The organism is Janthinobacterium sp. FW305-128 (genome assembly GCF_020858135.1).
Taxonomy (GTDB): domain Bacteria; phylum Pseudomonadota; class Gammaproteobacteria; order Burkholderiales; family Burkholderiaceae_D; genus Janthinobacterium.
Genome location: NZ_JACYMK010000014.1, coordinates 65,393 through 85,994, shown reverse-complemented (window position 1 = coordinate 85,994; position 20,602 = coordinate 65,393). Strand labels below are relative to the sequence as shown.

The 20,602-nt window shown below is 63.8% G+C and carries 18 protein-coding genes; 16 read left to right on the top strand and 2 right to left on the bottom strand.

From position 1 onward, the window contains the following. The first annotated feature begins 18 nt into the window (after nt 1-18). The 7 genes from epsC (at nt 19) to IGS60_RS25315 (ending at nt 6,934) form a co-directional block, all read left to right on the top strand. Nucleotides 19-1,005: a serine O-acetyltransferase EpsC gene (gene epsC / locus IGS60_RS25345; protein ID WP_121668377.1), complete on the top strand. Its 987-nt coding sequence runs from the start codon at nt 19-21 to the stop codon at nt 1,003-1,005. A gap of 7 nt (nt 1,006-1,012) precedes the next feature. Then, nucleotides 1,013-1,237 (top strand): helix-turn-helix domain-containing protein, encoded by a 225-nt coding sequence (locus IGS60_RS25340; protein WP_070221599.1) that lies wholly within the window; start codon nt 1,013-1,015, stop codon nt 1,235-1,237. A 117-nt stretch (nt 1,238-1,354) separates the two neighbouring features. Beyond that, nucleotides 1,355-2,284: a family 2A encapsulin nanocompartment shell protein gene (locus tag IGS60_RS25335; RefSeq protein ID WP_070221598.1), complete on the top strand. Its 930-nt coding sequence runs from the start codon at nt 1,355-1,357 to the stop codon at nt 2,282-2,284. Next, on the top strand, nt 2,259-4,037 hold the full coding sequence (locus tag IGS60_RS25330) for a family 2A encapsulin nanocompartment cargo protein cysteine desulfurase (protein WP_230506554.1): 1,779 nt from the start codon (nt 2,259-2,261) through the stop codon (nt 4,035-4,037). Before IGS60_RS25335 ends, IGS60_RS25330 begins: the two co-directional genes overlap by 26 nt. Before the next feature lie 155 nt (nt 4,038-4,192). Beyond that, on the top strand, nt 4,193-4,912 hold the full coding sequence (locus IGS60_RS25325) for a HAMP domain-containing sensor histidine kinase (protein WP_230506553.1): 720 nt from the start codon (nt 4,193-4,195) through the stop codon (nt 4,910-4,912). A gap of 11 nt (nt 4,913-4,923) precedes the next feature. Beyond that, the gene (locus tag IGS60_RS25320; protein ID WP_121668379.1) at nt 4,924-6,654 is read left to right on the top strand and encodes a tetratricopeptide repeat-containing response regulator; all 1,731 of its coding nucleotides are present in this window, start codon (nt 4,924-4,926) and stop codon (nt 6,652-6,654) included. 64 nt (nt 6,655-6,718) lie between these two features. Then, a complete protein-coding gene (locus tag IGS60_RS25315) occupies nt 6,719-6,934 on the top strand; it encodes a hypothetical protein (protein ID WP_034753454.1) in 216 nt (71 codons plus the stop codon). Nucleotides 6,935-6,955: 21 nt separating this feature from the next. Here the strand turns inward: IGS60_RS25315 and IGS60_RS25310 are convergent, their stop codons facing one another. Beyond that, entirely contained in the window at nt 6,956-7,660 is a 705-nt protein-coding gene (locus IGS60_RS25310; protein ID WP_070292391.1) for a PhaM family polyhydroxyalkanoate granule multifunctional regulatory protein, read from the bottom strand. A gap of 149 nt (nt 7,661-7,809) precedes the next feature. Here IGS60_RS25310 and IGS60_RS25305 point away from each other — a divergent pair, with 149 nt between their 5' ends. The 8 genes from IGS60_RS25305 to IGS60_RS25270 all read left to right on the top strand — a co-directional run bounded on the left by IGS60_RS25305 (nt 7,810) and on the right by IGS60_RS25270 (nt 17,381). After that, nucleotides 7,810-8,925: a DUF3108 domain-containing protein gene (locus IGS60_RS25305; protein ID WP_230506552.1), complete on the top strand. Its 1,116-nt coding sequence runs from the start codon at nt 7,810-7,812 to the stop codon at nt 8,923-8,925. Beyond that, complete coding sequence (locus tag IGS60_RS25300; protein WP_230506551.1) at nt 8,926-9,681, top strand: DUF3108 domain-containing protein; 756 nt, start codon at nt 8,926-8,928, stop codon at nt 9,679-9,681. Nucleotides 9,682-9,949: 268 nt separating this feature from the next. Continuing rightward, nucleotides 9,950-11,320, top strand: a complete 1,371-nt coding sequence (locus IGS60_RS25295) for a hypothetical protein (protein WP_092608970.1) — start codon at nt 9,950-9,952, stop codon at nt 11,318-11,320. Continuing rightward, nucleotides 11,313-12,059, top strand: a complete 747-nt coding sequence (locus tag IGS60_RS25290) for a hypothetical protein (protein WP_070292394.1) — start codon at nt 11,313-11,315, stop codon at nt 12,057-12,059. Before IGS60_RS25295 ends, IGS60_RS25290 begins: the two co-directional genes overlap by 8 nt. Before the next feature lie 8 nt (nt 12,060-12,067). Next, nucleotides 12,068-14,899, top strand: coding sequence for an ATP-binding protein (locus tag IGS60_RS25285; RefSeq protein WP_230506550.1), 2,832 nt, complete (start codon nt 12,068-12,070; stop codon nt 14,897-14,899). Nucleotides 14,900-14,904: 5 nt separating this feature from the next. After that, nucleotides 14,905-15,903: a DUF4424 family protein gene (locus tag IGS60_RS25280; RefSeq protein WP_230506549.1), complete on the top strand. Its 999-nt coding sequence runs from the start codon at nt 14,905-14,907 to the stop codon at nt 15,901-15,903. A 2-nt stretch (nt 15,904-15,905) separates the two neighbouring features. Further along, complete coding sequence (locus IGS60_RS25275) at nt 15,906-16,499, top strand: nucleotidyltransferase family protein (protein ID WP_141750021.1); 594 nt, start codon at nt 15,906-15,908, stop codon at nt 16,497-16,499. 72 nt (nt 16,500-16,571) lie between these two features. Next, nucleotides 16,572-17,381: a hypothetical protein gene (locus tag IGS60_RS25270; protein ID WP_230506548.1), complete on the top strand. Its 810-nt coding sequence runs from the start codon at nt 16,572-16,574 to the stop codon at nt 17,379-17,381. A gap of 1 nt (nt 17,382) precedes the next feature. Here the strand turns inward: IGS60_RS25270 and IGS60_RS25265 are convergent, their stop codons facing one another. Beyond that, nucleotides 17,383-17,901 carry a hypothetical protein gene (locus IGS60_RS25265; protein ID WP_058048930.1) on the bottom strand — a complete coding sequence of 173 codons (519 nt, stop codon included), beginning with the start codon at nt 17,899-17,901 and terminating at the stop codon, nt 17,383-17,385. Between the two features lie 189 nt (nt 17,902-18,090). On the opposite strand from IGS60_RS25265, the gene IGS60_RS25260 reads away from it, so the two are divergent. Then, nucleotides 18,091-20,586, top strand: a complete 2,496-nt coding sequence (locus tag IGS60_RS25260; RefSeq protein WP_230506547.1) for a S9 family peptidase — start codon at nt 18,091-18,093, stop codon at nt 20,584-20,586. The last annotated feature ends 16 nt before the right edge of the window (nt 20,587-20,602 follow it).

Below are 20,602 nucleotides of genomic sequence, written 5' to 3'. Positions count from 1 at the left end.
CCGCTTCCCGGGACCACCATGAACCAGCGAGCCCTTCCCCCCGTCTCCCTTGCCGCGCAGCCGCAATGGGAGCTGCACCAGATCGTCGACGAGTTGCGCGCCGTGCGCGCGCAGTGGCGCGAAGGATTGGCCGGCAGCCAGGAATGCGGCGCGCGCGAATTCCCGTCGCGCCAGCATCTGCACGACATCATCAAAGCCCTGTGCGCGGCCCTGTTCCCCATGCGTCTGGGGCCCCTCGACCTGCAGCAGGAGAGCGAGGATTTCTTTGTCGGCCACACGCTCGACACGACGCTCACGGGCTTGCACGAACAGGTGCGGCGCGAACTCAGTTACCACGCGCGCCAGCACGGCTTGCAGCAGACGGTGTCCATCGAACAGCAGGCGCTGGCCATCGTGCAGCGCTTCGCCCGCGCGCTGCCGCGCATCCGCGCCCGGCTCGACACGGACGTGGCGGCCGCCTTCCATGGCGACCCGGCCGCGCACAGCGTCGACGAAGTGCTGCTGTGCTATCCGGGCATCCTGGCCATCATCCATTACCGCCTGGCGCATACCTTGTACGCGCTCGGTGCGCCGCTGGTGGCGCGCATCATCGCCGAAGTGGCCCATTCGCAGACGGGCATCGACATCCACCCGGGCGCCATCATCGGCAGCAGCTTTTTCATCGACCATGGCACGGGCGTGGTGATCGGCGAGACGGCCATCATCGGCGAACGGGTACGCATTTATCAAGCCGTCACCCTGGGCGCCAAGCGCTTTCCAGCCGGCTTTGATGGCGTGCTGAAAAAGGGGCTGGCGCGCCATCCCATCGTGCAGGACGACGTGGTCATTTATGCGGGCGCGACTATCCTGGGACGGGTGACCATCGGCCAGGGCTCCGTCATCGGCGGCAATGTCTGGCTGACCCGCAGCGTGGCGCCCGGCAGCCATGTCACGCAAGCGCACAACCAGCAGGAGGCACCGGAGTCGCCGGCGCCATCCCACCCCGCCTTTGCCCACCACCCATGAGGACAGCATGTTGATCAAACAGTTTGGACTGGCCGTGCGCCAGTTGCGCGAAGGGCGTGGCTGGTCGCAGGAGCGCCTGGCCGAAGCGGCCGACTTGAACCGCTCGTTCATCGGCGAAATCGAACGGGGCGCCGCCACGCCATCGCTGCTGACGGTGGAAAAACTGGCCATTGCGCTGGGCATCGGCCTGGCGGGATTGATGGCGCGCTGCGAACCGGAACTGGTGGATTGAATCGGGTGGATCAAGCGTCACGATGATGGCGATAGCATGTTGAGAGAAGAGGGGAGACGTCCGATACTTTATTTGTTTTTCAGATAAGCATATTCACTTTTCTCATCAGGAGTAGTCATGACAGTAGCAACAGAGAGCCAGTTTGCGCTGGGCGACAACGCCGCGCGCCAGCTGGCCAATGCAAGCAAGAGCGTCCCCCAGTTATCCACGATCACGCCGCGCTGGCTCGTGCACCTGCTGCAATGGCTGCCCGTGGAAGCGGGTATCTACCGCCTCAACCGCGTGAAAAATCCGAAGGACGTGCGCGTGGCCTGCTCGCAGCGCGACGAATCGGAACTGCCGCAAACCTTCGTCGACTACGACGACCAGCCGCGCGAGTATTTTCTCAATGCCGTCAGCACGGTGCTCGACGTGCACACGCGCGTGTCGGACCTGTACAGCAGCCCGCACGACCAGATCAAGGAGCAGCTGCGCCTGACCATCGAGACGATCAAGGAGCGCCAGGAAAGCGAATTGATCAACAATCCCGACTACGGCCTGCTGGCCAGCGTGCATGACGACCAGCGCATCTTTACGCTGACGGGCGCGCCCACGCCGGACGACCTCGACGAACTGCTGACGAAAGTGTGGAAGGAGCCGGGCTTTTTCCTGGCGCACCCGCTGGCCATTGCCGCCTTTGGCCGCGAATGCACGCGCCGTGGCGTGCCGCCGCCCACCGTCAGCCTGTTCGGCTCCCAGTTTTTGACGTGGCGCGGCGTGCCGCTGGTGCCGTCCGATAAGCTGCCCATCGAAGACGGCAAGACGAAGATCATTTTGCTGCGCGCGGGCGAGCAGCGGCAAGGCGTGATCGGCCTGTTCCAGCCTGGCCTGGCGGGCGAGCAGAGCCCGGGCCTGTCAGTGCGTTTCATGGGCATCAACCGCCACGCGATTTCGTCCTACCTGATTTCGCTGTATTGCTCGCTGGCCGTGCTGACCGACGATGCGCTGGCCGTACTGGAAGACGTGGAGATCGGTAAATACCATGACTACCCAGACACCTACAAGTGATGGTGCGGCGGGCTTGCCTGCCGTCCCATTTTTACCCGACGAAGCGACCCTGAACCGTTTGGCCGGCGAATTCTTTGCCCGTTTGCCGGGCTTGGACAAGTCGCCCAGCCTTGGCGGTTCCGGCAGCGTGCTCGATGCGGCACCCCGTTATGCGAACCGTCCGCCGCCCCAGCCCGGCCCTTCGTTCGCCGCCATCGCGCCCGGCGTGGCGACGGCGCAGGTGCCGCCCGTGACGGCGCCGCTGGAGTCCCCCATTGCGCCGGCGCCGATATCGGTGCCCACGCCGCGGTTGTCCGCCATCGGTGCACCGTCGCCCTACTATTTTGTCGGCGGCGCACATGGCTATCCCGTGTCGAACCATAATCTCGACGGCCTGGCGGGCCAGGGACTGGGACAGGCCGCGCCCGACGCGTTTGCCACGCCGCAGCGGACGCCCGCGCGCCAGCTGCCCGTATCGCCATCTGACAGCCCGCCCGCGTTCTATTTCCAGACCGAGCTGCCTGCGCGGCCGCAAGGGCATGGCCAAACCCCCGCGCCATTCGACGTGCACGCCGTGCGGCGCGATTTTCCCGTGCTGGCCGAACGGGTCAACGGCAAGCCGCTGGCCTGGTTCGACAATGCGGCCACCACGCACAAGCCGCAGTCGGTGATCGACCGGGTGTCGTACTTCTATGCGCACGAGAATTCGAACATCCACCGCGCCGCCCACGCGCTGGCGGCGCGCGCCAGCGATGCGTACGAGGCCGCGCGCGCCAAGGTGGCGAATTTTCTGGGCGCCGCCTCGGCCAATGAAATCATTTTCGTGCGCGGCGCCACGGAAGGCATCAATCTGATTGCCAACACCTTCGGGCGCAAGTACATCGGCAGCGGCGACGAGATCATCGTCTCGCAGCTCGAGCACCACGCCAACATCGTGCCGTGGCAGCAGCTGGCGGCGGAAAAGGGCGCGACCCTGCGCGTGATTCCCGTCGACGACAGCGGCCAGATCCTCCTCGATGAATTCCGCAAGCTGCTCAACGGGCGCACCAAGCTGGTATCGGTGACGCAGGTGTCGAATGCGCTGGGCACCGTCACGCCCGTGGCGCAGATCATCGCGCTCGCGCATGCGGCCGGCGTGCGCGTGCTGGTCGACGGGGCGCAAGCCGTATCGCATTTGCGCGTGGACGTGCAGGCGCTGGGCGCCGATTTCTATGTGTTTTCGGGGCATAAAGTGTTCGGCCCGACGGGCATCGGCGCCGTGTATGGCAAGGCGGACTTGCTCGAGCAACTGCCGCCATGGCAGGGCGGCGGCAACATGATCGCCGACGTCACGTTCGAGCGCACCGTCTACCAGGGCGTGCCGAACCGTTTCGAGGCGGGCACGGGCAATATCGCCGATGCCGTCGGTCTGGGCGCGGCCATCGATTACGTGCAGCGCATCGGCCTGGAAAACATCGCCGCCTACGAGCACGCGCTGCTGGAATACGCGACGCACCAGCTGCAAGCGATTCCCGGCGTGCGCCTGATCGGCACGGCGTTGGACAAGGCGAGCGTGGCCTCGTTCGTGCTGGCTGGCTACGAGCCGGCGGAAGTGGGGCGCGCCCTGAACGACGAGGGTATCGCCGTGCGTTCGGGTCACCACTGCGCCCAGCCGATTTTGCGCCGCTTCGGCGTGGAAGCGACCGTGCGGCCCTCGTTCGCCTTCTACAACACGTATGAGGAAATCGACCGCATGATCGTCGTGGTCAAACGCCTGGCGGGCGCGCGCCGCTGATCTTGCCCGCTTGTCAAGCTGATGCCGCCCCTGCGCCAGCGGGGCGGCATTGTTGCGTCAAATCACGGACTTTGCGCGCGGCTGGCTGGCGCCCGCAGGCTGGCGGTATAATTTATCCTTGGCAATATTCAAGCTGCGGCCCAAGGAGATATCCGGTGGAAGATCAACACAGCTCGCCCGAGCTATTCCTGTTCCTGGCGTCGACCGTGCACGACATGAAAAATTCGATCAGCGTCGTCAGCGGCACTTTGGAGTCGCTGCTGGCGGCCGAGCAGGCCAAGCCGGTGCCCCAGGCCGACCCGGCCTATCTGCAGATGGCGCAGATGCTGTACCAGACCAAGCGCCTCAACGATAACCTGATCCAGCTGCTGGCCCTGTACAAAGAAGTGGGCAAGCCCGGCTACCCCTTCGACGTGCAGCCGCAACTGGTGAGCCAGGTCATCGACCAGGTGGTGGACCAGGAAAAGATCCTGCTGGCCTCGAAAGGCATCCATCTGCAGACGGCCTGCCCGCCGGAGCTGATCTGGACCCTCGACGAAGACCTGGTCATCGGCGTGCTCGCGCATGCCATCAACAACGCCATCCGCTACACGAAGGATACGATACGCCTGTCGGTGCGGGAGCACGACGATATGCTCGAGCTGCGCGTGGAAGACAATGGCGACGGCTATACCCAGGCGCTGCTCGACGCGGGCAGCGCGGCCATGGATGGCATGACCGCCGGCGTGAATTTTTCCACCAACAGCACGGGCCTGGGCCTGTATTTTTCCAGCGAAGTGGCAAAGATGCACAAGCACCGGGGCAGCAGCGGCAGCATCGCCCTGGAAAATGGCGGCGCCCTGGGCGGCGGCTGTTTCATCCTGCGCCTGCCCTGAACGAGGATGCCATGACGACAGACAGCCACGCCACCGCCGCCGAAGCGGGCAGCACCGACTGGGCCGACAAACATTATCTGCTGGTCGACGACTTCATCGGCATCCGCATCCTGCTGCGCGAATCGCTGCGCAACCTGGGCGCGCGCCATATCGACCAGGCGGCCAGCGGTGGCGAAGCCATGAAGCTGCTGGCCAAGACGCGCTACGACGTGGTGCTGTGCGATTACAACCTGGGCGAAGGCAAGAATGGCCAGCAAGTGCTGGAAGAGACGCGCGTGCGCAACCTGACGGCGCCGTCGAGCGTCTGGCTGATGGTGTCGGCCGAGAAAAGCGTGGAATCCGTGATGGGCGCGGCCGAGCACCAGCCCGACGCCTACCTGATCAAACCGATCACGGAAGGCGTGCTGCTGACGCGCTTGAACCGCGTGTGGCACAAGAAGCAGGTGTTCCGTGAAATCGACCAGGCCTGCATGGAAAAGGATTATCTGCGCGCGGCCAAGTTGTGCGATGCGCAGATCGAAGTCAACAAGCTGCACGAGCTGGAATTGCTGCGCATGAAGGCGTCGTTGCTGCTGAAAAGCGGCGAGCCGGAAAAGGCCCGCGCCGTGTACGAAAAAGTGCTGGCCGAGCGCGATTACAGCTGGGCCAAGGCAGGCCTGGGCAAGATCCGCATGAATAACGGCGAGCACGAGGCGGCGCGGCAGATCTTCCAGGGCGTGATCGTCGAGAACAAGTACTACATCGACGCCTACGACCAGATGGCCGTCGCCTACCAGCTGATGGGCCAGCACGAGGAAGCGTGCGGCGTGCTGGAAAAGGCGGCGCGCCTGTCGCCCAATTCCGTGCCGCGCCAGCGCAACCTGGGGCTGGCGGCGCTAAAGATCGGCAATGTCAGCATGGCGGAAAAGGCCTTTCGCAAGTGTATTTCCATCGGCGAGTTTTCCGTCATGAAGACGCCGGACGCCTATCTGGGCCTGGCGCGCGTGTGCGGCCTGAAGAAAGATGCCAAGGAGGCGCTGCAATGGCTGCTGCTGGCGCAGCGCGAATTCTCGCCTGAGCAGATCGGCTTGCGCGCGAAGATCACGGAAGGCATGGTGCACCACGAAACGGGCGATTACCGGCGCGCGCGCAAGTGCGGCGACGAGCTCGAGGCCATGCTGCTGGAAGACCCGGCGCGGCCCGAAAAAAGCATCTGCATGGAGCTGGCGACCTTGCTGTTCGCCGTCGGCGTCAAGGATGCGCCGGCCGGCCTGCTGTGCTACGTGGTGAAGAACAACCACGACAACCAGGTGGTGCAGGACGAGGTGCAAAAGATCTTCGACAAGGCGAAGATGGGCGACGAAGGCACGAGCCTGATCATCGCCTCGCGCAAGGAAGCGTCGGACTTGATGAACAAGGGCGTGCTGCTGTGGAAGACGGACAAGCTCAACGAAGCGGTGGCCTGGATGCGCGCGGCGCGCGAAAAACTGCCGAACAACCTGCGCATCCTGTTCAATTCCGCGCAAATCATCGTATCGTTCCTGGAGCAGCGCGGCTACCAGGCGGACTTGGCGGCCGAGGCGATGGAAGTGTTGTTGTATGTAGACAAAATTGCACCAGGCCAGCAGCGCTTTGCGCAATTGATGGAGCAACTGGTGCAGCTGACGCCCCCGCCCGGGCCGGAAGAGGCTGTCGAGGTGGCGGAAAAAGCGCCGCCGGCGCCGGAAAAAGGGGGAAAAGCCGTGCGGGAGCGTGCCGGATGATAAACTAGGGGCCAGCGTGGGTTCGCCTGCGCTTGAGTTGCTCTACAACAATAAGGAAGAAACTATGCGTGATGTGGTCAATGAAGTATACAAAAAAATGAAAGTCGGCGCCGTTGCCTGGGTACGCCCGGTGGCCGCCAAGGGAGACACGCTGGAAACATTCCAGTCTTCGTACGAGCACGCCAAGGCGCTGGCCGACGAAGGCCTGATCACGATCGGTGACGTAAAACGCCAGGCCGACAATCAGATCGAGGCGATCCGCATTCATCGTATCGCCTGATCATATCGCCTCTCCGCGACGTCAGGATTTGCCTGGCGCCTTGGACTTGGGTGCCGCGCGCTTTGCCGGCGCCTTGCGCAGCGGGGCTTTGGCCTTGGCTGCCATGCCTGCTTCTGCCGGCTTGGCGGACTTGCCGGCCGTGGCTCCACCGCCAAAACTGGCCGCTGCCGCGCTGGCTGCATCGGGCGACATCGCTGTCGACACGGCCTGCTTGAACTGATCTTGTAACAAATTCCACCAGGCACTTGGATTGGCCAGCTGGGCTGCCGCCTGGCTGCCGGCATCGTTGGGCGCCGCCGCAGCCGGTTCGGGCGCGGGTGCAGGCGCCGGTTTCGGTTCAGGCGCTGGCGCTGCGGGTGCCGCTTGCTGGAAAAACGCGGAAGCGTAGGGCACCGATTCAAACACGGTTTTCTCGCTGGCACCGGGCTGGGTGATGGCCGCGGCCAGGGACGCGCCCATCGATTTCAGGGTGGCGATGGTGCCGCGCTGTACTTCCAATGCCTGGATACTGCCGCGCAGCATGCTGGTATTGAGGTTCAGCCAGGCTTCGACGGCTTTCAAGTCATTGATTTTCTTGTCCAGCTCTTCCACCGACATGGTGGGCGCAGTGATGCCGGGCACGCCCATGCCGGGCACGCTCATGCTGCCCCACAGGTTTTTGACGAAGTCGAGGGTGTCGGTCACAACTGCTGCGCCCGGCATTTGGGGCATTTGCGGGTTTGCCATGCGAAATCTCCTGGTAGGTGGATGTGCCTAGCGTAGCAGATATCAGCTTGCAACTGACGCAAAGCCGCCAACATTTTCTTACATAAAACAGCAGGAGTTGAGCACAGGCAAGAAGCAGGAAGTGGGGGGAAGGCGTTACACTACGGCCTATGATGCCTGACTCCTTCTTTTCGCCACCGCGCCGCCGCACCGTCATGTTTGTCGCGGTCATCGGCGCACTGCATTACGTGGCGCTGGAATGGCTCACCTCGCATGCCAGCATGGTGCCGCTGGGGCAGGATCATGCGCAGGTGGTGAGCATGGCATTGATCGCCGAGCCACCCAAACCCGTGCCGGTGGCGCCGCCGCCGCCGAAGCTGCGGCCCTTGCCCGAGCCCCGCTTGCCGCCGCCACCGCCGCCGACGGAGTTGCCGTCGAGCGAGTCGGCCCAGTTGACGGCGCCTGCCAGCGACGCGCCGGAAGGGCCGGTGACGCCCGCGGCACCGGCGGCCAGCGCGCCAGCCATCACGGCGCCCGCGCCCGCCGTGGCGGAAGCTGCCGCGCCGGCTCCCGCGCCGCCGCCACCGCCCGTCGAGCAGGCGCGGCGCTACAAGACGAATGCACCCGCTTCGGCCCAGTTCGACCTGCACGTGGACCGGCGCGATGCGGACGGCACCAAGTGGCAAGGCGTGGCCGGCATGGCGTGGGAAAACCGGGGCGACACGTACCAGCTGAAACTGGAAGTGGGCCTGAGCATGCTGATTACGCGCATCAACCTGCTGGTGCTGACCAGCGAGGGCCTGATCGACGGCAGCGGCATCGTGCCCGTCACGGCCACGGAAAAACGCAAGGGCCGCGCGCAAACGGCCACGCATTTCAACCGCGACGCCAAGACCATTACGTTTTCAGCCACGACGGCGACGGTGCCATGGCAGGAGGGGGCGCAGGACAAGGCGACCGTGCCGTTCCAGCTGGCCGCCATCGGCCGTGCCGACGTCAACCAGCTGGCGGGCAATATCGACATCCTCGTCGGCGAGGAAAAGGAAGCGACCGTGTTCCGCTTCCAGCTGGTGGGCGAGGAAGAGCTGGACACCAAGATGGGCCGCCTGGTGACCTGGCATTTGCGCCGGCCGCCGAAGCCGGGCACATATTCGTCGCAGCTTGATATCTGGCTGGCGCCGTCCATGCAATGGTATCCGGTACAAATACGCAATACCGAAGCGAACGGGGCGCTCACCACGCAAACCGTGACCCAAATTCGCGTCAATGACGCTACAGGAAAATAAATGACTACTTTGAAACGCATTTTGCTCGCCAGCCTGCTGGCCGCCACCCTCACGCCTGCCATGGCCGACGCCCCCCTGGAGCATCCCGCCATCAAGCGCCCGTACAAGCTGGTGCCGTCGGCTGACCTCGTCTATTCGATCAAGGCCAAACAGCGCGGCATCGGGCTGTCCGGCGAATCGGTCAGCAACTGGCGCGTGGGCGATGGCAAGTACTCGCTGCTGGCCGAAACCAAGGCGGCCCTGTTCGGCAAGATCCTCGAACAGCGCAGCGAAGGCGCGGTCGACGATTACGGCCTGGCGCCCGTTCAATTCGTGGAAAAGCGCTTCCGCAAGGATGCCGTCACGACCACCTTCAAGCGCGACAGCAAGACCATCGTCTTTGGCGAAGGCGATGAAACCTATCCGCTGAAAGGCGGCGAACAGGACCGCAATAGCGCCGTCTGGCAACTGGCCAGCGTGGCGCGCGCCGCGCCCGAGAAATTCGTCCCCGGCTCGGAATGGGCCTTCTTCGTCGCCGGCGCGCACGATGCCGAGCCGTGGACCTTCAAGGTGGTCAAGGAAGAGACGGTCGCCACGGGCATGGGGGAGGTCGCCGCCATCCACCTGGTCAAGGCGCCGCCGCCGGACAAGAAGGGCCAGCAAGTGGACCTGTGGCTGGCGCCGTCGCTGGAATGGTATCCCGTGAAGGTGACATTCGCCGACGCGGACGGCGGCGATTACGTCGAGCAAACCTTGCAGAAGATCGTCAAGAAGTAAGTGCTTGCTATCATAGCAAATATTGATTTTCTCTATTTTTCACCCCTAACGGCAAATGCTGGGGTCAGACCCGCCGGGTCTGACCCCGGATTTTCGCTGTTGGTTTTTTTGCTGATGCAACACTCGGCTTGTCGACAGCGCCATCGCCCCTCTTCCACAAGTCGAATTGCATGTCAGAACTGATATACTGACGCCCCCGCCCCGCAGCGCTGCGTTAGCCCGCCGCGCCGCCCGCTGAACACTCATCCGGAAAAGAATGATTGATATAATGGCAAGTGCAGCCGTGGCTACGGATGCAAATCAGACAGAGCAAGAGCATCATGATTCCTTGCAGGCGCATTTCCAGCCCAATATTTCGGCCGATGAAATCGAGCAGGTATTTCACTTGAAGCGGGCGCAGCCCTTGCTGCAAGTGTTTACGGCCCTGTTTCACGGCGGTTTCGATGGCGTGCTGGTGCGTCTGCTGGTGTTGCGCGAGCTGGCGTCCGATGCCGCCACGTCCGCCTACACGCGCGCCGATATCAACACCAAGCTCGCGTATCTGTTGCCGGAAAGCCTGGAAACGGTCTTGCTGCGCCTGCGTTCGAACCAGCTGCTGGCCTGGGATGCGCAGCAGGGCGTGTACCGCGTCACGCCGATGGCGCGCAATGTGCTGTCGGCCATCGACAGCTTGCTGGGCCTGGGCCAGACGGAAGACGAAGCGGAAATGGGCTTCCTGCTGTCGCAGGTGGCGGGCGCGCAAGCCGTGGGCGGCGTATCGGTCGAACAACTCCAGCATTTGCTGGGCCGCCTGGTGGACTTGACGGAAGAGTTTTCCGACGCCATCGCTTCCGGCTCCGAATTCCGGCTGCGCACGGCGCAGGCGAAGTGGAACATGGCTTGCGACTGGGTGGAAAAGGGTTCCGAGATTCTCGTGGCCATCACCTCCGATGAAAACGCGGACAGCGCCACGCACAAGGCGGCGCAGGCGATCGGCCGGGCGCAAAGTAAATTGCTCAACATGCAAGGCATGTTTTCGCGCGCCCTGAACCAGATCGAGCGCCAGCGCGTGCACCTGGGCCAGTCCGGCCTGTCGACCACCGACATCAAGCGCTGGCTCTTGCTGCACGACGACCTGGCCAGCCTGGCCGAAGGCGCCATCGACCAGCCCGTCGTCCCCCTGTTCTCCACGCCGGCCGAAATGATCGACGTGGCCGAAACGGAACTGCTGTCCGAACGGGCGGCAGGCGTCATCAACACGGGCCTGCCCAGCGGAGAGGACGCGCCCACCACCATCAGCGACGGTCCCGCCATGCAGCTTGAACTCGATGATTTGCTCGAACGCCTGTCGAACTTTGCCAGCCTGGGCAATTTCCCCAGTATCGGCGAAGAAGGACCGAAATCGGTTCCCGTGCAGGATTCGCTGCTGCCGGCCAGCTTTGCCGTGGCGTCCTACCGCGCCTCGATGCTGCCGCTGCTCGGCGACGTGTCCGAAGCGAGCTTGCAAGGCTCGACGGCCGAACTGGCCCGTTTGCCGATCACCTTTACACCGACCGACGAGATGGTCCAACTGACCGACCCCCATGTGGCGGCCATGTCGATCGCCTCGCTTTCACTGAATGTTTCACTTGATTTAGATAGCGGCACCGCCGATGAATGACGATTCCCAAATCCTGATTGCGCGCCTGCTCACGCATCAAACCCTGCGCCGCGACGACAAGCTCGTCAAGCGCGTGCTGTCCGACGAGCTGTTCCGCGCCGAGATCGATGCGCGCCTGCTGGCCTGCGGCTTGAAGCTGCTCGACAACGTGTATGCCGACCATGTGACGCTGGCCCTGACGCGCACCATCGAGCCGAAGATCTTCGGCGCGCGCGACGTGTGGCAAAACAATAATTTCGGTCTGGCGCGCGATGGCGTGGCCTTGCTGGTGGTGCTGTGGGCGCAGATCATCCTGCCCAAGCGCGAACGCCAGGAAACGCACCAGCACGCGGACGACGACCAAAATGACATGTTCGGCACGGAAAAACCGCTGCCGCGCGCGGAAGACGCGTCGATCGGTATTTCCTACAAGGCGCTGCTGTCCGACTTCGGCGACAAGCTGGGCAAGAAGACGCGCATGGACATGAATCTGGGCACCCTGGCCAAGCTGGGCTTCATCGAGCGGCGCGGCGATGTCATCCTGGAAGGCCCGCTGCTGGACCTGATGATGGATACGGACGTCTTGAAAGAACGCATCATCAACGGCGCCCTGGCCGACGTGTTCAAGCGGGCGCCCGCGCGCCTGGTGGCCGTCAGCGGCGATTCACTGCTTGACGCCGACCTGACAGACGACCTGTCCGCCGACATCGGCGACCTGCCTGACGCGGGCGACGAGCCCGTGTCCGATCTCCCTCACTGAAAGCGCCCATGTTTCATATCAAATCACTTGAACTGGTGCACTGGGATTACTGGCAGCGCATCAAGAATATTCCGCTCGACGCAAAGATCATCACCATCGCGGGGCAGAACGGCTCGGGCAAGACCACCTTGCTCGATGCCTTGCGCACCCTGTTCGGCCTCGACTGCTCGATGGGGCGCACGTATAAACACTATGCGCGCCATTCGGGCCAGCAGACGGCCTGGCTGCGCGCCGTGGTCGACAACAAGAACGTGGGCAAGCAGCTGTCGAACCGCCCGTTCCGCAGTTCCGGCTTCTTCAGCGACGATGAAGTAACGCTGTTTTGCCAGATCCAGAAGAATGGCGGCGACTGGAAGCGCCAGTATCTGATGCGTCCGGGCAATGTGCAGATCGAGGACATCACGGACGCCAACGACTGGCTCGGCGTGGAAAACTACCGCAAGCGCCTGGCCAATGCGGGCCTGTCGCCGGCCATGTCGAAAGTGCTGGCGCTGGAGCAGGGCGAGACGGATAAACTGTGCGAATACGCGCCGCGCCAGCTGCTCGACCTGGTGTTCCAGGTCTTCGGCGACAAGGAAGTGCTCGATGCCTACGACGAAGCCAAGCGCCACCAGCGCGACACGGAAGTGGAGCTGAAACGTTTCGAGACGGAACTCGAGGCGTCGAAGACCAACCTGGAAGGCTTGCGCCTGCGCGTGGCCAATTACCACCAGTGGGAAGGTTTACATAAGGAACGCCGCAACCTGCTGGAAGAAGTGCTGCCCAGCCTGCAATACCACGAGGCGCGCGAAAAGGCGGCCATCGCCAGCCGGCAATTGCGCGATGCGCGCAAACCGATGGCGCAGGCGGACCAGCAACTGACGGATAAACGCAATGCGCTGGCGGCGCAGGCGAAGGCTCTGTCCGACGCGCAGATGAACGAAACCCTGCTGGAGCAGGAATCGATCGGCTTGCAGAGCCGTTTGTCCTTGATCAATGCCAAGCTGAAACCGCTGGACAGCCTGCTGGAACAGAAGGACCGCCTGCACAAGCTGGCGGCCGACTTGGGCAGCGACATCGCCGAAGTGGCGGCCCAGCTGGAACAGAAGGAAGCGCAATTGCTGCAGCAGCGCCAGCAGCGCGACGCCTTGTCGGCCCGCATCGCGGGCGAGCAGGCAACGATTGCCGCGCTGCAAGGCAAGACGGCCATGCCGGAGCCGGACAATGTGCGCGGCATGCGCCGCGCGCTGCGCGACGCGGGGATATCGCACGCGATGCTGTCGGACATCGTCGAAGTGACGGACAGCCGCTGGCAGGGCGCCGTCGAAGGCGTACTGGGCGGTTACGCCTCGGTGGTGCTGCTCGACAAGGCCAAGGATGCGGCCGCCGCCTACCGCCTGGCCGAGAAGGAGCGCTACCGCCACTTCATCGTGCCGGACCTGGTCACGGCGCCTGTCGCCAAAGACGAGAGCTTGCTGGCGGTGGTGAAATTTTCCGCGCCCGTGCCCAGCTGGCTGATCGAGCAGCTGTCGCGCATTGCACGCGTGGACTCCGTCGAAGCCGGCTTCAAGCTGGGCAACCACGAAGAGTGGATCACACCCGAGGCGTATCACCGCGAACGCCGCGGCGGACGCTCGCTGTTCGTGGAAGCGTCGCGCTACCGCTTCGGCCAGGCTGGCCGCAGCGGCCGCCTGGAAGCGCTGCTGCGCTCCTTGCCGGGCCTGGAAGGGCAGGAAGACACGCTCACCCTGGCGATCTCGAAGCTGGCGGCGGAAGTGGGCGCCTTGAAAGCGCGCATCGCCGGCGTCGACGCGGCCAAGGAACTCAGTGCGCGCCAGGAAGAATTCGCCGAAGCGCTGCGCAATTCGAAGCCGCTGAAGGAAGAGCGCCTGGAAGTGGGCGGCCGCCTGGGCGAGTTGCAAAATCTCACCAAGAACGCCACCGTGGCGCGCACGCGTGCCGATACAGTGTGGCAAAACGCGCGCCTGGCCCTGTCCGAAGCGGAAGCGGGTTCGCGCCTTGGCTACAAGAAACAAATTGAACAGCGCGCCGAGCATGCGCGCGCCTTGCTGGCGCTGCGCCATGCGTGGCGCCATTTGCCGAAAAGCTGGCGCCGTCCCGCGCGCCGCGCGGCCCTTGTGGCCGAGCACCAGAATGCGCACCAGGTCGACTTGCGCGTGGCCAGCCTGCAAAACAGCCTCGCGCGCGACGACTGGGAACTGGACGCCACCGTCATCGACCAGCACCACCGCCTGTCGGAGCAGCTGCATGGCCGCCAGTCGGAAACGGACGAGCGCCGCTACCAGAACAACCGCGCCATCGAAGCGACGGGCAATGCCCGCGGCGCCTACATGGAGCGCTTGCGCTACACTATCAAGACTTACAGCAAGAACATCAAGGAGCTGGGCGAACTGGCCGGCATCGAAGTGCATGCCGACCCCGTGCGCCTGGAAAACGACGATGTGCAGCTGTCGCAGGCGGGCTTGCACGTGCGCTTCAAATTCGACGGCAAGGGCGTCATCGGCATGAACGATGGCGAGGCGTCGGGCGGCCAGCAGGTCATGAAGTCGCTGGTGCTCCTGATCGGCTTGCTGAAATCGGAAGACGGTTCCGGCGGCTTCGTCTTCATCGACGAACCGTTTGCCCACCTCGATATCCGCAATATTCAATTGGTCGGCGAATTCCTGAAAAATACGGAAGCGCAATACCTGATGACGACGCCGTTGACGCACAACACGGATGTCTATGATCCCTCGGAGCTGACCTTGATCACCAGTAAGAAAAAGAAGGATACCCAATGGGCACAACCGATTTTCGTGCTGCAGCGCCGGATCGAACCCGCACCGGGCAAGGCCGCATGATGGCCGTGCGCAAGCTTGTTCTGGCCGCGGCCCTGGCGCTGGCGTGTTCGGCGCCAGCCGTGGCCAACGACGGCATCGGCTCCGTCAGCGCGGGCGGCATCCTGTTCGGCAAGACGGATGCCGTGGCCATGAAAAAGGAAGTGCTCAGCGTGAGCACGGACTTGATCAAGGTCGAGTATGAATTCCTCAATGAATCGGCCAAGGATGTGGAGGAAACGATCTTCTTCCCCTTGCCCGAATACTCTTCCGTCTACCATGGCTCGCCCACGTATTACGGTCAGCCGCAGCAGTTTACCGTCGACGTGGACGGCAAGCGCAAGGAGTATAAAACCACGTTTGTCGCCAAGCTCGGCAGCGCCGACGTGACGGCCCGCCTGCGCCAGCTGGGCTTGTCCGACGCGCAGATCGCGTATTTCCCTTCGCACACGCCATTCGACAAGAAAGTGGTGCCGCTGACGGCCGCGCAAAGCAAGATCATGATCAAGGAGGGTCTGCTGGCCCAGCTGTACGACGAGGAGTGGGTACCGGCCTGGACCGTGAAAGTCATCTACTTGTGGCAGCAGAAATTCCCTGCCGGTAAAGTCGTGCGCGTGCGTCATCAATATGCGCCGTTCGTCGCAGCCGGCCCCGGCGCCTCCTACCTGGGCGATGGCAATATCTTTGAAAAGAAATACTGCGGCGACAAGGCCTTCTACAAGACGTGGAACCGGCTGGCGGCCCAGCAGGGCGAAAGCGGCTTCGTCAATGCCGTCTGGGTGTCGTACATTTTGACGACGGGTAACACCTGGAAGAATGGCATCGAAGACTTCACCATGAATTTGATCAAGGGCAAGCCGGACGAGCTGGTCAGCCTGTGCTTCCCCGGCACATTCACCAAGATCAATCCCACCACTTTGCAAGTCAAGTTGCGCAACTTCCGTCCGAAGCAGGATCTGGACGTGTACTTCGGCAATGTCGAAGGCACGGTGAGCAACGACGGCGTGGCGCCGCAGATCCGGCCATAGGAATGAGCACGCAGGAAGCGCTGGCCGCGCGCCTGCGCGCCATCGTCCGTGCCACGCCATGGTGCATGCAGATGCTGCAGGCCGTGGCGCAGCTGGGCTTGCCCCACTGCTGCATCGGCGCCGGCGCCGTGCGCAAGCTCGTGTGGGACGCCTTGCACGGTTTCACCCAACCGTCGGCATTGAACGACGTCGACGTGGCGTATTTCGACGCGCACGATGTGCTTGCGGAAAGCGAGGTGCGGCTGCGCCAGCGCCTGGAAACTGTACTGCCTGGCGTGCCATGGGAAGTGTGCAACCAGGCCCGGGTGCACCTGTGGTTTGAAGACGAGTTTGGCTACGCCGTGCCGCCCTTGCTGTCGCTCGACGACGCCATCGCTTCCTGGCCCGAGTTCGCCACGGCTGTCGGCATCTATCTGCAGCCTGACGGCGAGATCGGCATCGTCGCGCCGCATGGCCTCGATGACTTGTTCAATATGGTGATCCGGCGCAACCCGGCGCGCATCAGCGAAGACGGCTATGCGCAGCGCCTGGCCAGCAAGGACTACGCGGCGCGCTGGCCGCGCGTCACCATCATCGCCTGGAAAAATGTGGTGTAAAAAGCAATTAAATGCACTGTGGATACAAATTGCCTATAATTGCCAATTTTCCAATAGTGCTTTCCTGATCCCATGTCCTTCTTGATTTCCATGCCGCTGCGCCGCCTCGGCCGCTTGTTCTGCCTTTCCTCCGCCCTCGTGGTGCCCGCCGCTTGGGCCGACAGCTACACCGATTTCCAGCAAGCCAGCGGCCAGCTGGAAGCGCTGATGGCCAAGGCGACGCCGCACAGCGGCTTGCCGCGCCTGGGCGACCCTGGCGTGGCGCAGCTGTTTGCGCAGATCGCCGACGGTCCGCGCCTGTTCCAGGCGCCCGTCGCGGCGCTGCAGGACGTGAACGAAAGCGTGGCCGTGTGCGAAAAGGCCATGCGGCTGGGCAAAACATACTATGCGTTTGGCCTGGAACGGCCGTTGTCGCTGTCAGGCGCCGAATTGCAGCAGGCGCGCAAGGAACAAGTGACGCGGAACCTGGCCAATTATGGCGATGAAATGAGCACCTTGTTTGCTTTCAGCATGCATTGCCATGGCCATTTGATCGGGCTGATGGAGCAGGAATTCAGCGCCCAGCCGGCCGATGCGGTGAGCGGGCCCGAGCGTCTGCGCGCGCGGGCGTTCAGCAAGAACACGGCCATTGTTTTCACGAGCGTGGTGCAGTTCGTGCAAGTGCCGTTCTGGAACGTGGCGCAAAAGAAGCGGATGCTGGAAGCGGCGGCCCAGCACGCCACGGCGAATGCCAATCTGATGGCGCCGCCCTTGCGCGAGCGTTTGCTGGCCAGCCTGGCCGATGCGGACAAGGATATCGATCCGGTCCTGGCGCCGGTGCTGGCGACGATACGCCAGGCGCTGTCGGTGACGACGTGTACTGGCCTGTGCCAGTACTACTGAGTTATTCGGCGGCTTGCAGCGGCTTGTTGCGCTGGCGCCAGCGCACGAGGCCCCACGCATACACGGCGTAGTAGCCGATGACGAGGCCGTAGGCGGCCATGGTCAGCGGGCTCTGTCCGAACGGCGGCGGCGGCACGGGCACGTCCAGGCGCGTGTTCAGGTAGATTTCCATGCCGCGGTACAGCAAGCGGGCGATGAACAGCATCGTGATGGCCAGGCCCAGATAGCGGTGCTGGGTAAAAAAGAAATCCTTGCCGACTTGCTCGAAACGCGTCAGCTTCAGGCCCAGCACACCGAGCCAGCCGCCGGCCAGCGCGCCCGCGCCCAGGCTCGACAGGGGCAGCAGCTCGAATTTCGTCGTCGTCGCCAGGAACAGCAGCAGCGCGGGAAAGACGATCGCCACGCTCCAGTGGCGCCACAGCTGCGACTTCTGGCGCGCCACCAGTTTCTTCAGGCGCGAATAAATGCGCCAGACCAGCAGCGGGACCAGGAACAGCAGGGCGAGGGTAGTGGTTTCCATGTAGGCAATCGGGTGCGGGTAAAACAGCGATTGTAAGCCAGATGGCGATGGGCGGCGATGCTTGTCAAACGGTAAAAGTTGCTGGTTGACATTTACTTGGCCTGAACGCACTATGCCCTGTCACAAAGCGCCGCCATGAGCGGCGCGGTGCGCTCGCTTGTTGTCACCACCTTCATACACTGGAGTTCCATGTCTACACGTTTGCCTTTGCTGCCCATCACTGTCGGCTTGATGGCCTCGTCTTCCCTGGCCATGGCGCAAGATGGCGCTTATCAAGCCCCGCCCGCGCCCCTGCAAGCCATCGTCGATGCGCCGCGCGCGCCGACCCTGAGCCTGAGCCCGAAACGCAACCTGGCCGCCGTGCTGCCCACGCCATCGTTGCCCGGCATTAGCGAAGTGGCGCAGCCGGAACTGAAGCTGGCCGGTTTGCGCATCAATCCGCGCACCTATTCGGCCAGCCGCTTCAGCTTCCACACGGGGCTGGGCTTGCTCGACATCGATACGCAGAAGGAAATCAAGGTCAGCGGCCTGCCGGCGGCACCCCGCATCGCCGATCTGGCCTGGTCGCCCGACCAGCGCTACCTGGCCTTTACGCACATCGCCTTTGCCGATCCCGCCAGGGGCGTGAAGGAGTCGGGCGTGGAACTGTGGCTGCTCGACGTGCAGACGAAGGCGGCGCGCAAGCTGTCCAGCACCCCCCTGTCGGCCGTGTATGGCCGCGGCTTTTCCTGGATGCCAGACAGCAAGACCTTGCTGGTGCAGCTGAAACCGGCCAAGCTCGGCGCGGCGCCCGTGGCCAGCGGCATCCCGACGGGCCCGTCCATCCAGGACAGCGTGCCGGGCGGCGGCGTCAAGCAATTGCGCACCTATCCCGACTTGCTGAAAAACGAACAGGATGCGCAGCTGTTCGAACACTACATCACGGTGCAGCTGGCCTTGCTGGACGTGGCGGGCAAGCAGCGCCTGGTCGGCCAGCCGGGCCAGTTCTCGCGCGTGTCGGCCTCGCCCGATGGCAAGCACCTGCTGACGACCAGCATCGTGCGTCCGTATTCCTACATCGTGCCGGCGCATGATTTCGGCCACAAGATCGACGTGCGCGACCTCAATGGCAAGGTGGAGCACGCGGTGGCGGCCCTGCCGCTGGAGGAAGGGCTGCCGCCAGGCAATGATGCCGTGTCCGCCGGCGTGCGTTCCGTCAGCTGGAGGGTCGATGCGCCCGCCACCCTGGTATGGGCCGAAGCGCAGGACGGCGGCGACCCGGCCAGGGCGGCCGAAATCCGCGACATCGTCTACACGCAGGCGGCGCCGTTCACCGCCAAGCCGGCCGTGCTGGCCAGGCTCGGTTCGCGCTACGCGGGCGTGGCCTGGGGCCGCGGCGATCTGGCCCTGCTCGGCGAAGCGTGGTACAAGACGCGCGCCGTCAAGCAGTGGTGCATTGCGCCAGATCAACCGTCCACGCCGGCCGACCTCGTGTACGCGGGATCGTTCGAAGACCGCTACAACGATCCGGGCCAGCCCGTCATGCGCACGGACGCGGCCGGCTTGCCGCGTTTGCTCATCGCCGCTGACGGTTCCATCCTGCTCGACGGCCAGGGCGCATCGAAGGAGGGCGACCGGCCGTTCATCGACCGCCTGAACCTGGCGACGAAGCAGAAGGAGCGCCTGTTCCAGAGCGCCGCCCCCTACTATGAAAACGTGGTGGCCGTGCTGGACGAGGATGGCAGCCGTCTGCTGTCCACGCGCGAATCGCCGACCGAGCAGCCGAATTACTATGTGCGCAACCTGAAGCAGCAGGGCGTGGCGCAGCTGACGGCCCTCACGCATTTTCCCCATCCGCTGCCGCAGCTGAAGGACGTGCAGAAAGAGCTGATCCGCTACAAGCGCGCCGACGGCGTGGACTTGACGGCGACATTGATGTTGCCGCCGAACTACGACGTCAAGCGCGACGGCCCGCTGCCGACCCTGATGTGGGCGTATCCGCAGGAATTCAAGACGGCCAGCGCCGCCAGCCAGACCAAGGGCTCGCCCTACAAATTCAATGCCGTCAGCTACTGGGGCCCGGCCGCCTTCCTGTCCATGGGCTACGCCGTGCTCGACAATCCATCGTTCCCCATCGTCGGCAACGGCGAGCAGGAGCCGAATGACACGTATCTGCCGCAGCTGGTGGCCGATGCCGAGGCGGCCGTCGAGGAAGTAGTCAAGCGGGGCGTGTCGGACCGAAACCGCATCGCCATCGGCGGCCACTCGTATGGCGCCTTTATGACGGGCAACCTGCTGGCGCACACGCGGCTGTTCCGCGCCGGCATCGCCCGCAGCGGCGCCTACAACCGGACCTTGACGCCATTCGGCTTCCAGGCCGAAGAGCGCCCGTTCTGGCAGGCGCCGGCCGTCTACCAGGCCATGTCGCCGTTTAATTATGCGGACAAGATCAAGGATGCGCTGTTGATGATCCATGGCGAGCAGGACAACAACTCGGGCACCTTCCCCATCCAGAGCGAGCGCATGTTCCAGGCCGTCAAGGGACTGGGCGGCACGGCGCGCCTGGTGATGCTGCCGAACGAGAGCCACGGCTACCGCGCGCGCGAATCGATCATGCAGATGCTGTATGAAAGCAACAACTGGCTGGAGAAATATGTGAAGAACGCGGCGCCGCCGGCCGCCGACGTCAAGCCGGCCGGCAAATAAGGGCGGCGGCGCGCAA

What these genes read in the sequence shown, in the direction of transcription:
- epsC (WP_121668377.1), top strand. Translation starts at nt 19, where the DNA reads ATGAACCAGCGAGCCCTTCCCCCCGTCTCCCTTGCCGCGCAGCCGCAA.
- IGS60_RS25340 (WP_070221599.1), top strand. Translation starts at nt 1,013, where the DNA reads ATGTTGATCAAACAGTTTGGACTGGCCGTGCGCCAGTTGCGCGAAGGG.
- IGS60_RS25335 (WP_070221598.1), top strand. Translation starts at nt 1,355, where the DNA reads ATGACAGTAGCAACAGAGAGCCAGTTTGCGCTGGGCGACAACGCCGCG.
- IGS60_RS25330 (WP_230506554.1), top strand. Translation starts at nt 2,259, where the DNA reads ATGACTACCCAGACACCTACAAGTGATGGTGCGGCGGGCTTGCCTGCC.
- IGS60_RS25320 (WP_121668379.1), top strand. Translation starts at nt 4,924, where the DNA reads ATGACGACAGACAGCCACGCCACCGCCGCCGAAGCGGGCAGCACCGAC.
- IGS60_RS25315 (WP_034753454.1), top strand. Translation starts at nt 6,719, where the DNA reads ATGCGTGATGTGGTCAATGAAGTATACAAAAAAATGAAAGTCGGCGCC.
- IGS60_RS25310 (WP_070292391.1), bottom strand. Translation starts at nt 7,660, where the DNA reads ATGGCAAACCCGCAAATGCCCCAAATGCCGGGCGCAGCAGTTGTGACC.
- IGS60_RS25305 (WP_230506552.1), top strand. Translation starts at nt 7,810, where the DNA reads ATGATGCCTGACTCCTTCTTTTCGCCACCGCGCCGCCGCACCGTCATG.
- IGS60_RS25300 (WP_230506551.1), top strand. Translation starts at nt 8,926, where the DNA reads ATGACTACTTTGAAACGCATTTTGCTCGCCAGCCTGCTGGCCGCCACC.
- IGS60_RS25295 (WP_092608970.1), top strand. Translation starts at nt 9,950, where the DNA reads ATGGCAAGTGCAGCCGTGGCTACGGATGCAAATCAGACAGAGCAAGAG.
- IGS60_RS25290 (WP_070292394.1), top strand. Translation starts at nt 11,313, where the DNA reads ATGAATGACGATTCCCAAATCCTGATTGCGCGCCTGCTCACGCATCAA.
- IGS60_RS25285 (WP_230506550.1), top strand. Translation starts at nt 12,068, where the DNA reads ATGTTTCATATCAAATCACTTGAACTGGTGCACTGGGATTACTGGCAG.
- IGS60_RS25275 (WP_141750021.1), top strand. Translation starts at nt 15,906, where the DNA reads ATGAGCACGCAGGAAGCGCTGGCCGCGCGCCTGCGCGCCATCGTCCGT.
- IGS60_RS25270 (WP_230506548.1), top strand. Translation starts at nt 16,572, where the DNA reads ATGTCCTTCTTGATTTCCATGCCGCTGCGCCGCCTCGGCCGCTTGTTC.
- IGS60_RS25265 (WP_058048930.1), bottom strand. Translation starts at nt 17,901, where the DNA reads ATGGAAACCACTACCCTCGCCCTGCTGTTCCTGGTCCCGCTGCTGGTC.
- IGS60_RS25260 (WP_230506547.1), top strand. Translation starts at nt 18,091, where the DNA reads ATGTCTACACGTTTGCCTTTGCTGCCCATCACTGTCGGCTTGATGGCC.